Raw genomic sequence first — 12,929 nt, 5'->3', positions numbered from 1 at the left:
CTGATCGAACAATGGCGCCGCCACTACAACACCGTCCGGCCGCATAGCACTCTCGCATACCGGCCGCCAGCGCCGGAAGTCATCACTTCAATCGACCGAGCGCCTGCCATGCACTAACAATCAACTTGGACCGACCAATCTGGGTCACTCACAGGCGTTGGAAACTGCAAAGTAACGGATAAGGGATTCCAAGAACTTCGGCACGAACTCTCACAGGGGGGAAAATGATATGGATGATGACGCGGAAATCCGTGCGCTTATTGGGTCGCATTTCGAGGCAATGAAATGGGGAAGCGAGGCGGCGCCAGACTGGGACCGCTTTCGGGCGGATTTCCTTCGAGACGCCATTCTGTTGGGAGCCGCGCGTCCTGTCACGGCGAGATCGTTGGAAGCCTTCATCGACCGTATGGAGACTGTCGCGCGAAAGAACCTTCATTCGTTTGAAGAACACACCCGCGGCATGAAGATCCTTCGCTTCGGCAACGTGGCGGTAGTGCTTGCCATGTCAGAATTGCTTGAGAACGGCGAGGACGTGAACCACGATATAAGCGGATACCTTTTGGTGAAATCGGAGGGGCGCTGGTCGATCGCCGCGCACGCATGGGATCAGGCCGGGGACGAAAACCCGGTTCCGGACGACCTGCGCTGACTAATGAAAGGCGTTTGGGGCAGCGTTATCGGGACGCAAGCGTTTGGGTCAGGCCACTAGGAGTGGGTCTTCGCTGCCATCTGGCGAACTCTTAATTCAGCGCATCAATTCCGCACTTCATGGTTTTGGTGTCAGAAGGTCGTGCAGCCTCTCTTCACGCCCTCGCACCGGAACGCGCAGAGCCAAGATCGACGGTGCGGGCGATAGTTTCTCGGCATGGGCTTCACACTCGATAGCGGCCTGATTTTCCCTAAGACGCCTCAGACAGTCTGCCCGCAATCGATGGTAAGCCCAGACCGATGGACGGATCTGGATCGCTTCATTGATCGCGCGGAGTGAGGAGTGTGCGTCGCCTGCACTCAGATGTGCGATGGAAAGAAGGAAATATCTGTAAGGCAGGATCGGATCTGTGTCCGTCAGTTCTATCGAACGCGCGAAGTGATCGATCGCTGCCGCGACATTGCCCTCCGCGAGTTCGACGAGGCCGATCAGGTCGATCCCGTGCGTGTAGGACGGGCTGAGGGAGAGCACGCGCCGCAGATCTCCACGTGCTCTCGCAAAGTCCCGCGTCACATAGAGGTCGAAGAATGCCCGAGCCCAGATGACATAGTCGCTGCGCGGTGCGGCCTCCACCGCGCGATCGAGGTCTTCGGCGAGCCGAGACGCAACATCCGGCGGAACGTCGGTGTAGTACGCCTGAGCAAGCGCGACGATGGTCTCCGCATGCATCGCGTTGGCCATCGGATCGTCCGGCGCGAGCATCCGCGCTCGCGCCATGAGCCTTCGTGCCTCGTCCCAAGCTTCGACCGTGTAGCCGTGGAGAACGGTCGCCGCACGCGATCGCAACTCGGAAACACTCAGTTGATCCTCGGGCAAGTGCGCGACGCGGTTACCATCGAAATAGTTGATCTGAACACGAAGATCCGTGTCCGCCCTATCGATCACGCCATCGCAGAACGCGAAGATGTCGCTAGGGTCGCCGTCATACGCTTTCGACCAGAACGGCTCCGCCGAGTCACGGAGGATCATCGAAAGACTGACCCTACCCTTCCTGCCAGCGAGGCGGATGCGCCCTTTCAGTCGATAGACCGCGCCTCCTGCCCCGCCCACAGCGTCGTCAAAAACGCGGATGCCCGTGCGTCTGATAAGACGCTGGATCAGTTGATCCCGCAGATCTTCGGCCGCAGCGCGCGTTTCACGATCGTCAGGTGCTGCCACGAAAGTCTCAACGCCGATCGTGGGAACTTCGTCCTCCGCGCTGTCCCGGCGCTCGGGGCGCCAGTGCAGCAGCTTGACCGGCAGTGCGATGTTTTTCAGTCGAAAGCTTCCGGCATCGCCGAACAACTGCGCGACGGGCGTTGGCAACAGTCGCGCAAGCGCTTCGGAGATCATCACTCCGCCCGGAGGCGCCTCGACCTGAATGCGGCTCGCGAGGTTGATCGCAGCCCCATAAACGTCCGCATCGTCCTGAACGAGTTCGCCGTGATGAATGCCAATTCGCAAACTCAATCTGCTCTCGGCGGCAAGCTGAGACTGAATGCGCAGCGCGGCTTCAATAGCCTTGCCGGGCGCATCGAAGACGATGATCCAGCCGTCCCCAAGTCGCTTCAGGACGCGGCCGCCATGATCCCGCACGACTGGTTCGAGCCAGATATCACGAAATGAGCGGACTGCTTCGATCGCAGCGTCACGGTTGCTCTCCATCAAACTGGAAAAGCCAACCATGTCAGCCATGAAAACAACCGACGAAGTCTCTTTCACAACTCTGCCCATGAATGTCCGGACGCGACGGGAGCTTATTTAGTCAATTCGGGAATGCAAGCGCGTGTGCTTGATTTGATTGGCATCGACTTGGCAACGAATTGCGCCAGCGGGTCCGCTTTGGGTCAGGCGTCGTCATTTGAGCAGAACAGTCTGATGACTGGTTCGTCCGCGTTCCGGACCGAATGTGCATGCGCAGCGGACGGCCGCTTCCGATCAGGCCGATCGAGGCCCACGCGAATGACCGGTAACGGGAAAGCGTGCGGCATCGCAGCATGAGCGTTCCCGATCACCTGCCTTCTACTGTCGCTGGTGCGGCTGTTCGTGCTGCGCGTGCACGGGTCCGGAAAGTCCCGCATCTGAGACACCCTGCGGCGGCGCAACGAATGGCCGGTGCTGAACAGGCCCTTCGGAGGTGCTGGGAACGGCCGCTTCTGGAGCGGCCCGCGGCAGTGCAGCAAAAATGACGCTCGTCGCGTCGGCCCCGCATTCGGTTTGGGGCGGATCGTGCCGCATCTGCTAACGGCGGCTTGGTCCGCATCTGAGACACCCTGCGGCGGCGCAACGAATGGCCGGTGCTGAACAGGCCATTCGGAGGTGCTGGGAACGGCCGCTTCCGGAGCGGCCCGCGGCAGTGCAGCAAAAATGACGCTCGTCGCGTCGGCCCCGCATTCGGTTTGGGGCGGATCGTGCCGCATCTGCTAACGGTGGCTTGGTCCGCATCTGAGACACCCTGCGGCGGAGCAACGAATGGCCGGTGCTGAACAGGCCCTTCGGAGGTGCTGGGAACCCGGCCCCGCCGCGACCGTCCAGCGGATAAGACATGTACAGAAGACACCTTCATCGACATGATTCAGCGGAGTTGCGAGGGCGTGAAGTTCCGGCACGGCCTGCCCTTGGACACACTTGCCCCAGCTGCTACCGTTTGGGATCTCGAGCGCCATCGGGCCTTTCAGGCGGCCGTTATGTCGAAGGACTTCTACGACGAGGAGATGAGCCGAAAGCAGGAGGCTCTTGCCGCTACGCCCGACATGAGGGGGCAACGGCGGGCCATCCTAGCAGCGATGGAGCTTGGTCCCGGAGAAGCTGTGCTCGACCTCGGCGCCGGCAATGGCATCATGGCCCGGGAAATGCTGGAAATTGTTGACCCCTCCGGTTCAGTCACCGGCCTTGACGCAGCGGCACCCATGGTTGCGATGGCCCGCGAGGTGTGCCCGAGGGCTTCATTCGTCCAGGGTGATGCGTCTGAGCTGCCGTTCGAAGATGCATCTTTCGACGTCGTGACAGCCGCACAACTCCTGTGCTTCCTGCCCGAGCAGGACAGGGCCCTTAAGGAGATTCACCGCGTGCTGCGACCTGGCGGGCGGATTGTTGTTCTCGACACCGACTGGGGTTCGCTGGTCTGGAACTCCTACAAGCCCGATCTGATGGCGAAGGCCGTGGACATCTATACTCGACCATATGCGGATGCCTATGTCCCGCGGACCCTGTCGCGGCGCCTTAGAGCAGCAGGTTTCGGAAACATATCCTGCAACACGATGACCGTGCTCAACTGGACGCCGGGCCCGGATAACTATGCCGAGTTGACGACAAGTTTTCTGCAATCGATCGCAGCCGCCTCCGATGACTTTTCGGATGACGATTGGCAACGCTGGGTCGCGGACCAGGAGGCAGTGGCGGCTGCCGGCGAGTATATGTTTTCCCTCAACCGTTATATCTTCAGCGCCCAAAGACGCTGATGAAATCGGCGTTCCTCAGAGGCGTTCGCGTTTCCATCCGACCATGACCATCCAGTGTAGACCGTTCTGCCCGCTCGCCGTTCGGCCGGGACGGGTGAAGAGTAGGTCTGGCGAAGCCGGGACAAGAACGCCTTCGGCGGCGTTCGGCTCGTTTCGACCTCGTCTGCGTCGCATCCGCGAAAGACGGGATCGCGAAAATATACTCTCGTGGGGCCAAAGGCTGAATGAAGGGGCGGCGCGATGCATTACAGGGACCTCATTGACCTTGGACGCTATCCGATCGACCGCCCGGGTCCGGACCTCGACGAGAGGATTGCCGTGGTGCGGGAGGCGTTGGAGCGGGACGGCTGCGCCGTGCTTCGCGGTTTTCTGACGGAGCGCGGCGTCGCGGCCCTCGCCGAGGAAGCGGAGCGCAACGCCGTCCACGCCCACCGGAACTTCACGCGCACGAACGCCTATTTCACTGGTGACGATCCCGGCCTGCCCGTCTCTCACCCCAAACGGCGCTTCTTTGATCGCTCGAACGCATTCGTGCCAGCCGATCATTTTGCGCGCAGCGGCGCGCTGAGAACGGTCTACGACGCACCAGGCTTCGACGCCTTCGTCCGCGACTGCCTGCAGGAGGACGCGTTCTTCCGATACGCTGATCCTCTGGCCGATGCCATCGTCAACGTTGCCGAGGAGGGGCCGGGCTTTCCCTGGCATTTTGACACGAACAATTTCACGGTGACGCTCGCCATCCAGAACGCGGAGGATGGAGGCGCGTTCGAATACGTGCCCGGCATCCGGGATGCCGGAGGTAACGAAAACTTCGACGAGGTCGGGCGCGTTCTCGACGGCGTTTCGGATCGGGTACGGACGCTTCACCTTCAGCCCGGGGACCTCCAGCTCTTTCGCGGACGCTACAGCCTGCATCGGGTCGCGCCGCTCTCCGGGCCCCGCCCGCGCTACGTCGCGATCCTGTCCTATGTCGACAAACCGGGCATGGTGGCGACGCCGGAGCGTGCGAAGCAGCTCTATGGCCGGGTCCTGCCGATCCACTTCGAACGGGCCGGACAGCGGTCCGACACCCTGCTGGATTGAAGATCAATGATCGCGGGCGAGCACTGATCGATGTGAGCGCCTGTACGGTCCATTACGCTGAGCGGCCTGATCTGACTGTTCCATGTTGTTTGTTAGTGCATGACCGGGTCACTCCGCGGCGGGGTGGTGTCAGACGAATGCGAACCAGTCTCAGTTTGGCTGGGGCAGGGGTCTTTCAGGCCTCGCCGAGCTGACGCCACTACTCGAGAGCAGCGGCTCTGTTGACCTTGAAGATGTGCCGGCTTGAAAGGCTGCGTTCCTGATTGAAGTGGTTCGAGACGGAGGCGTGGACGGCGGCGAACTTCTGCAGACTTCGCATGCGCCGGAACCGGAGCATGGCCCTCTCCCGTCGTCGCAAAGGCAGGTGTGAGTTCTCCGCCCGATTGTTGCGCCAGCGACCGGTGTCCTGTCGGCCGGCAGCACCGACCGCCTTGAGGGCGGCACCGTAAGATCGCAGTCTGTCAGTGGCGATCACCTCAGGCGGGCCGTGGCGCCGCATTGCTTTCCTGAGGAATTTCAACGCGGCCTTCCTGTCGCGGGTCTTCGTGACGAAGCTTTCCAGGACCTCACCTTCATGATCCACCGCTCGCCACAGATAGTGCATCTCGCCGTTGATCTTCACGAACATCTCGTCGAGGTGCCACCGCCAGCGGCTTGACCGCATGCCCTCGACGCGTCGTTTCCGGATCTCGGCGGCGAACATCGGGCCAAATCGGTGCCACCAGAACCGCACTGTTTCATGGCTGATGTCGATGCCCCGCTCGTGCAGCAAGTCCTCCACATTTCGAAGCGACAGAGGGAACCGCACATACATCATCACCGCCAGGCGGATGATCTCGGGTGACGTCTTGAAGTTGCGGAAAGGGCTGCGTCTGCTCATGCCGCGAGGGTAGGGAGGGCGGCATCCCGCCTCAAGCGGGATTGCCCTGACAGAACCGCCTACCAGGACAAGCGGAACCTCGTTCCGATGCACAAGCGATGCAACAGCAGCAAGGGCGGAACCCAGGGCAACGACACGATCACCCCGATCAAGGTCGGGGTGTGCTTCGGAAACTGTTCCCTCGAGAAGGCGACCTGACGCCCGGAGATGCCCGTTCTGTGATCGGCTGCCAGACGCCAGCGGCGTATGCCGCCCGTTGCTCCGTCGGCGCGACAGCTCCAGAGTGACGCCCCGGGTTCGGCTTCGGCTGGATGATCTTCGGGGGTCACAACAAAGAAGCGTTGAACCTCTCTAATCGTTGTGACGTAAATGGGGATCAAAAGTGAGAATCGTCCTTCCGGTCGCACTTAGGAAGCGTGCGACTCTAAGACGCTCGGTGGGGAAGAGGCTTTGAGCGTATTAATTATAGATCCAGAAATCCACAGAATCTTCCACGATGAAATTGGTTGGAAGGTTGCTCAGCTTTCTGGGGCGTTATCCGAGTCTGCCGAGGAAGAAAAAATATTAAAAATCAAAATATCAGATGGATCTAAGCTGGAGGTAAAAATTTCCGACGGGATGATACTTGTATCATATAATAATGATTGAATAATTCGATAGAGAAGGATTCGATCGTGATAAATCCATTATATGACTCTGGATTCAAATGAAGATGAGGCGGACGGCGCCGCTTCAACGGCACGACCCCATCTGGTAGGCTTCGCGACGCTGTAGCAAGGGGAGCTCCAAGGCTTGGGTGGGCGAATATGGGCGGACGAGCAGGCAATGTTCGAGGCATTGCCGCTGGGTGGGCTTGTTTTGATCCATCCGATTCGCCTCGAGGACGAGCGAGGCTTCTTTTCGGAGGTCTGGTCGCGTCGACTGTTCCGCGAGGCGGGTATCGACTTCGATTGGTGCCAGGACAACCACTCACTCTCCCGAGAAGCGGGGACGCTACGTGGACTGCACTACCAGGCGCCTCCGGTCGGGCAGGCAAAACTGGTGCGCTGCACGCGCGGGCGCATCTGGGATGTTGCGGTAGATGTGCGGCGTGGTTCGCCGACCGAGGGGCAGTGGTACGGCGTCGAGCTTTCGGCGGAGAACTGGGCTCAACTTCTGGTGCCGCAGGGGTTTCTCCATGGCTTTCTTACGCTCGAACCCGACTGCGAGGTGGTCTACAAGGTCGATCGCCCCTATGACGCCGTGGCCGACGGAGCAATCGCCTGGAACGACCCAGAGCTGGCGATCACGTGGCCGCTCGACGGAGCGCCGCGGTTGTCGGAGAAGGATCGTAAGGCGCCAACGCTCGCGGACTGGTCGAGCCCGTTCAAGTGGGAGACGTGATGCGCATTCTGGTGACAGGAGGCGCGGGCTTCATCGGCTCCGCATTCATTCGGCGGCTCATCCGCGAGACCGACGCCGACATCGTGAATCTCGACAAGCTGACCTATGCCGCGACCCCGGACGCTCTGGGGGAGGCCGCCGAGAGCCCGCGTTATCGGTTCGTCAGGGGCGACATTTGTGATCGACCCCTTGTGGACGCCCTGATCGAGGAGACGACGCCCGACGCGGTCGTGCACCTCGCCGCTGAGAGCCATGTTGATCGCTCGATTGATGGACCAGCCGCGTTCCTCGAGACGAACGTGCACGGGACATTCACATTGCTCGAGGCCGTGCGGCGATGGAGGGCGGGCCGTCGGAACGAATTTCGCTTTCACCACGTTTCGACGGACGAGGTCTATGGCAGCCTCGGGCCTGACGAGCCCGCCTTCACCGAAGACTCGCCTTATCGGCCCAATAGCCCGTACGCGGCGTCGAAGGCGGCGTCGGATCATTTGGTCCGCTCATGGGGAGAGACATACGGCCTGCCGGTCATCGTCACGAACACCTCGAACAACTACGGCCCCTGGCAATTTCCCGAGAAGTTGATCCCGGTCATGGTGATCGCGGCTCGCTTGGGGCATCCGATGCTCGTCTACGGCGCGGGCGAAAATGTGCGGGATTGGCTGCATGTAAGCGATCACGCGGCCGCGCTCTGGCGAGTGCTGACGCGCGGCACCCCCGGGCGCTCCTACAACATTGGGGGCAATTCCGAACGGCGCAACATTGACCTCGTCCGTCACATCGCGGCAATCATGGACCGCCTCAATCCTGGCGGAGCGCCCCATGACCGGCTGATCACTTTCGTCGCCGATCGTCCTGGCCATGACAAGCGATATGCCATAAATGGTGACCGCATATACCGGGAACTCGGGTGGCGGCCGGAACTCACTTTCGAGGAGGGTCTGGACAGCACCATCGCATGGTATCTCGAGCACGAGACGTGGTGGCGGGCGATCCGTGAGCGTCGCTACGGCGGCGAACGTCTCGGAGTGCTTGGCTCGTGACGGTGCTGGTGATCGGCAAGACCGGCCAGCTTGCCGTGGCATTGTCGGACCTCTTCAGGTGGCGCTTCGTCGATCGTGCCGAGGCTGATCTTACCGCGCCGGGAATGGCGTCCCGCGTTGTGGCACGCGTTCGGCCTTCTTGGGTCGTCAACGCGGCCGCCTATACCGCCGTCGATCGCGCCGAGACCGAGGCGGCGCTGGCCGAACGCATCAATGCGGACGCCGTCGAGGAACTCTCTGCCGCCGCTGCGGATGTGGGAGCAGCTTTTTTTGCACGTCTCGACGGACTACGTCTTCGATGGGGTCGGCATGCACGCAAGGCGGGAGAACGACCCCACAAGCCCCCTCGGCGTCTATGGTTCGACCAAGCTGAACGGAGAGCGCCTCGCGCTTTCGGCCAATCCGCGCACCGTCATCATTCGCACTGCCTGGCTCTACGCGCCTTGGGGAAAAAACTTCTTGCGCACCATGTTGCGCCTCGCCGCAGGGAAGCAGAAACTTCGGGTCGTCGACGATCAACGCGGCAATCCGACCTCTGTGCTCGATCTCGCCCGCGCGTGCGGTCGGGTGGTTGCGACACTCGATGGGGCATCGGCGAATGATAGCCGATAGGGGATCTACCATTATGCGGGGCACGGGGACGTGAGCTGGGCGGGATTTGCAGGCGAGATACTGGCAGGTGCGGAAGCACGACGGCTGATCGGCGGGACACCCGAGATCGAAAAGATAGGCACCGCGGACTACCCGACCGCGGCGCGCCGCCCAGCGAACTCAAGTCTCGATTTCACCAAGTTTGAAGCGACCTTCGGTTTCCCGGCGCGCCCCTGGCGCGAGGCGCTGGCCGAGGTCCTGGACCGGATCGGCAAGGAGGCCGCGCAGTGAAGGGCATCATTCTTGCCGGCGGCTCCGGCACGCGCTTGCACCCTCTGACCCTCGCGGTTTCGAAGCAGCTCCTGCCGGTCTATGACAAACCGATGATCTACTATCCGCTCTCGGCCCTGATGCTGGCCGGGATCCGGGATATCCTGGTGATCACCACGCCGCATGACGCGCCGCTCTTCCGGCAGCTGCTCGACGATGGCGCGCAGTGGGGCATCAGGCTCACCTATGCAGAGCAGCCGCGCCCTGAGGGGCTGGCGCAAGCATTCATCATCGGCCGCGAGTTCGTTGGCGGCGACCGCGTCGCGCTGATCCTCGGCGACAACATCTTTTTCGGCGAGGGCCTCTACGATCTTCTGGCCACCGCGATGGCGCGCGAGCAGGGGGCGACGATTTTCGCTTACCAGGTGCGCGACCCCGAGCGGTATGGTGTGGTCAGTTTCGACGATGACGGACGCGCCACTGCAATCGAGGAGAAGCCAGAGCGGCCCCGGTCCCGCTTTGCCGTGACGGGGCTCTACTTCTACGACAACGACGTCCTCGACATCGCTGCCGCGGTCCGCCCCTCGGGGCGGGGCGAGCTGGAGATCACGGATGTTAATCGCGCCTATCTCGAGCGTGGTCGCCTACACGTCGAGCAGATGGGCCGGGGTTTCGCCTGGCTGGACACGGGCACGTTCCACTCGCTCCTCGAGGCCGCGCAGTTCGTGCAGACGCTAGAGGCGCGCCAGGGCCTGAAGATCGCTGCGCCAGAGGAGATCGCCTGGCGCAAAGGCTGGATCGACGACGCGGAATTGACCCGGGCAGCCGAGCGATTGGCGAAGTCGGGCTACGGGGAATACCTGCTGGGCCTGCTCGGCGAAGGGCCATCCCGGGCCTCGGTGCGGTAAGGGGGGAGGCCGCCCACCGATGGAGCGCGCGCCCGACGAAGCTACGGACACCACCGCCAGCAGGCCCGTGCTCGCCGCGGGGGCGCTATGGAGCTTTCTCGGTCAGGGTGTGCCGCTACTCGTCGCCCTTGTCACAATCCCGGTTCTCGTGGCCGAATATGGCACTGAGAGATTCGGCGTCCTTGCGCTCGTATGGGCGGCAGTGGGCTACTTCACACTTTTCGATCTTGGCTTGAGCCGCGCACTAACACAGTGGGTGGCTGGTCGAACCGATCGGGCCGAAGGCTCGAGCCTAGGGTCTACCATCTGGACCGCGCTTCTCCTGATGGGGCTGCTTGGCCTCCTGGGCGGCGTCGCGCTCGCAGCCGCGACCCCCTGGCTTGTCGAGACGGTTCTGACCATGCCGCAGGAGCTCGTCGGCGAAGCCCGGACAAGCTTCCTTCTCGTCGCGGCCTCGGTCCCGTTCCTCACTTTCAGCCAAGCCCTCAGAGGTATCCTTGAAGCTCACCTCAAGTTCGCGATTGTCAACGCGGTCAGGATCCCACTGGGTTCCTTGACGATGCTCGGCCCGCTCTTCCTCCTTCTATTCTCCGACAGCCTCGTTCCAGCGGTGGTGGTGGTCGTTCTGAGCCGCGTGGCCGACGGCGCGCTTTATCTTTGGTTCTGCCTTGGGGTGCAGCCCGAGCTCCGCGAAAGGATCCGCATTCAGATTCCGGCGGTGGTCCCGTTGATGCGGTTTGGGGGCTGGATGACCGTCTCGAATATCGTAGGCCCCATGATGCTGTTCCTCGACCGCTTCCTAATTGGGTCGCTCGTGTCTGTTGCAGCGACGGCATTCTACGCGACGCCTTACGACATCGTGACCCGCCTCCTGATCGTACCGGCCGCCATTTCCGCCGTGCTCTTTCCTGCGTTCGCGGCCGCTGCAAAGTCCTCCGATCCGCGCCGGACGCTACGTCTCTTCGTCAGCGGCCTCAAATATGCGTTTGCCGCGCTTTTCCCTTTTGTCTTCCTGATTGTCGTCTTTGCAACTGAGCTGCTGGACGTCTGGATCGGCGAAGAATTCGCGCGCGAGAGTGCAACGGTTCTTCGCATTCTCGCTATCGGCGTTCTGGTTAATTGCTTGGCGCAGATTGCTTTTGCCTTAATCCAGGGGTTGGGTCGCGCCGACATCACGGCCAAGTTCCACCTTGCCGAGGCCCCGTTCTACCTGGTCCTGTTATGGTGGAGTGTCTCCCGCTTCGGGATTGAGGGCGCTGCCGCTGCATGGACAATTCGCGTGACTGCAGATGCGGTCCTCCTGGCAATAGCCGCAGCGCGTGTGGCCGACTGTCCAGCAGCACCGCTCGTCCGCGCCGCCGCAATTCTCGCGTTTGGAACAACATTGGCCGTGCTCGTCGCAAGCGTTGACAGCGGCAGCATTCGGATCGTTCTTTCCGGGGCTGTCGTCGGGCTTTGCGTCGTGCTGACATGGATGTTCGCCCTGTCGGTCGAGGACCGGCGATTCCTGAGCTTTCGACAGGCGCTGAGATGAGAAGCCAATGCCCACCTGCGACGCTGAGTTGAGCGTTCCGGCAGATAGCGCCGGATCAGTTCGCACGCACTCCGAGCCCAGGTGCCACGTTTGCGACAGCGTAGGCGATATCCTTTATTCAGGACTGCGCGACAGACTGTTCGGGGCGCCGGGAGAATGGACGCTCCGACGATGCCAGAACGCAGGATGCGGCCTCCTCTGGCTCGATCCCATGCCGGTCGTGGAGGATCTGCCCAAGCTTTACCAGACCTATTACACGCACTCGACTGGTGATCAGCCGACGCTGACTGGCTCAGTGCGCGAGGCGATGAAGCGCGCGTACTGGCGCGCTACCTATGGTCCCAACGGCTCGCGGCTGCCGGCGATGCTTCTGACGCTTGCGCCCGGTTTTCGCGCGCAACTCGCGCTCCAAGTGTTCGATCTGCAACATGTCGAAGGCGGCCGGCTCCTCGATGTCGGATGCGGCAGCGGCGCAGCACTTGAGCGGATGGCGAGACTTGGATGGGAATGCGAGGGAATCGACTTCGACGAAAAGGCCGTCGACGCGGGTCGCGCGCGCGGACTGACGATCCAGGTAGGGAGTCTCGAGCACCAACGTTATCCCGACCAATCATTTGATGCTGTCGTCATGAACCATGTCCTCGAACACGTTCCCGACCCGCGCTTACTGATCCGCGAGTGCTATCGGATCCTGAAACCGGAAGGGCAGTTCGTTTGCATCACGCCGAACGCGGCGAGTTGGTGTCATTCACTATTCGGTACTGACTGGCGCGGCTTGGAGCCGCCGCGGCATCTGCACATCTTCACGCAAAGCTCTGCACTGCGTCTAATGCGCGAGATCGGCTGGGATAATGTCGAAGCTCGATCGAGCATCGCGAACTCCCACGGAATTGGCTTGGCGAGCTGGAATTTGAAGCGCTACAGTCGCTTGGACATGCTGCCGAAGCGGAATGTGTGGCAAAGTATTTTGGCAAGGCTGTTTCAGATTTCTGCATCTCTGCGTCTTTCGATTATTTCGACTACGGGCGAGGAGATATTGTTGCGAGCTAAAAGATGATTTTCGACGTCATTCCAATTTATTTTCTATA

Annotated in this window: 12 protein-coding genes and 2 pseudogenes; 12 read left to right on the top strand and 2 right to left on the bottom strand. The window is 61.5% G+C overall.

The features are described from left to right. The coding region (locus M1105_RS18560) for a transposase (protein ID WP_249581878.1) at nt 1-117 on the top strand (117 nt) is incomplete at its 5' end. A gap of 112 nt (nt 118-229) precedes the next feature. Continuing rightward, nucleotides 230-649 carry a nuclear transport factor 2 family protein gene (locus M1105_RS18555; RefSeq protein ID WP_249581870.1) on the top strand — a complete coding sequence of 140 codons (420 nt, stop codon included), beginning with the start codon at nt 230-232 and terminating at the stop codon, nt 647-649. 117 nt (nt 650-766) lie between these two features. Here the strand turns inward: M1105_RS18555 and M1105_RS18550 are convergent, their stop codons facing one another. After that, nucleotides 767-2,383, bottom strand: a complete 1,617-nt coding sequence (locus M1105_RS18550; protein ID WP_249581869.1) for an adenylate/guanylate cyclase domain-containing protein — start codon at nt 2,381-2,383, stop codon at nt 767-769. A gap of 875 nt (nt 2,384-3,258) precedes the next feature. On the opposite strand from M1105_RS18550, the gene M1105_RS18545 reads away from it, so the two are divergent. After that, entirely contained in the window at nt 3,259-4,149 is an 891-nt protein-coding gene (locus tag M1105_RS18545) for a methyltransferase domain-containing protein (protein WP_264759719.1), read from the top strand. Between the two features lie 240 nt (nt 4,150-4,389). Next, nucleotides 4,390-5,232 carry a HalD/BesD family halogenase gene (locus M1105_RS18540; protein WP_249581868.1) on the top strand — a complete coding sequence of 281 codons (843 nt, stop codon included), beginning with the start codon at nt 4,390-4,392 and terminating at the stop codon, nt 5,230-5,232. Nucleotides 5,233-5,431: 199 nt separating this feature from the next. On the opposite strand, the gene M1105_RS18535 is transcribed toward M1105_RS18540, so the two are convergent. Next, nucleotides 5,432-6,112 carry an IS6 family transposase gene (locus tag M1105_RS18535; protein ID WP_249581867.1) on the bottom strand — a complete coding sequence of 227 codons (681 nt, stop codon included), beginning with the start codon at nt 6,110-6,112 and terminating at the stop codon, nt 5,432-5,434. Nucleotides 6,113-6,562: 450 nt separating this feature from the next. Between M1105_RS18535 and M1105_RS18530 the strand changes: the two genes are divergently transcribed. The 8 genes and pseudogenes from M1105_RS18530 to M1105_RS18500 all read left to right on the top strand — a co-directional run bounded on the left by M1105_RS18530 (nt 6,563) and on the right by M1105_RS18500 (nt 12,898). Next, nucleotides 6,563-6,760 (top strand): hypothetical protein, encoded by a 198-nt coding sequence (locus tag M1105_RS18530; RefSeq protein WP_249581866.1) that lies wholly within the window; start codon nt 6,563-6,565, stop codon nt 6,758-6,760. Between the two features lie 177 nt (nt 6,761-6,937). Continuing rightward, nucleotides 6,938-7,495, top strand: a complete 558-nt coding sequence (gene rfbC / locus M1105_RS18525) for a dTDP-4-dehydrorhamnose 3,5-epimerase (RefSeq protein ID WP_249581865.1) — start codon at nt 6,938-6,940, stop codon at nt 7,493-7,495. After that, the gene (rfbB, locus tag M1105_RS18520) at nt 7,495-8,538 is read left to right on the top strand and encodes a dTDP-glucose 4,6-dehydratase (protein ID WP_249581864.1); all 1,044 of its coding nucleotides are present in this window, start codon (nt 7,495-7,497) and stop codon (nt 8,536-8,538) included. The genes rfbC and rfbB overlap by 1 nt, the downstream gene beginning before the upstream one ends. Next, a pseudogene (locus tag M1105_RS21015) lies at nt 8,535-8,747 on the top strand (sugar nucleotide-binding protein); the annotation flags it as partial. The gene rfbB and the pseudogene M1105_RS21015, both read left to right, overlap by 4 nt. A gap of 4 nt (nt 8,748-8,751) precedes the next feature. After that, nucleotides 8,752-9,420, top strand: a pseudogene (locus M1105_RS18515) (SDR family oxidoreductase). Beyond that, nucleotides 9,417-10,307, top strand: a complete 891-nt coding sequence (gene rfbA, locus M1105_RS18510) for a glucose-1-phosphate thymidylyltransferase RfbA (protein ID WP_249581863.1) — start codon at nt 9,417-9,419, stop codon at nt 10,305-10,307. Before M1105_RS18515 ends, rfbA begins: the two are co-directional and overlap by 4 nt. 19 nt (nt 10,308-10,326) lie before the next feature. After that, a complete protein-coding gene (locus tag M1105_RS18505) occupies nt 10,327-11,841 on the top strand; it encodes a flippase (RefSeq protein WP_249581862.1) in 1,515 nt (504 codons plus the stop codon). A 7-nt stretch (nt 11,842-11,848) separates the two neighbouring features. Beyond that, nucleotides 11,849-12,898: a class I SAM-dependent methyltransferase gene (locus M1105_RS18500; RefSeq protein ID WP_249581861.1), complete on the top strand. Its 1,050-nt coding sequence runs from the start codon at nt 11,849-11,851 to the stop codon at nt 12,896-12,898. Nucleotides 12,899-12,929: the final 31 nt, after the last annotated feature.

Origin of the sequence: Thermohalobaculum sediminis (assembly GCF_023487995.1) — a bacterium.
In the GTDB taxonomy this organism is placed as follows: Bacteria; Pseudomonadota; Alphaproteobacteria; order Rhodobacterales; family Rhodobacteraceae; genus Thermohalobaculum; species Thermohalobaculum sediminis.
Note: the sequence above shows the minus strand (reverse complement) of the source record. Positions and strands in the feature narration are given on the sequence as shown.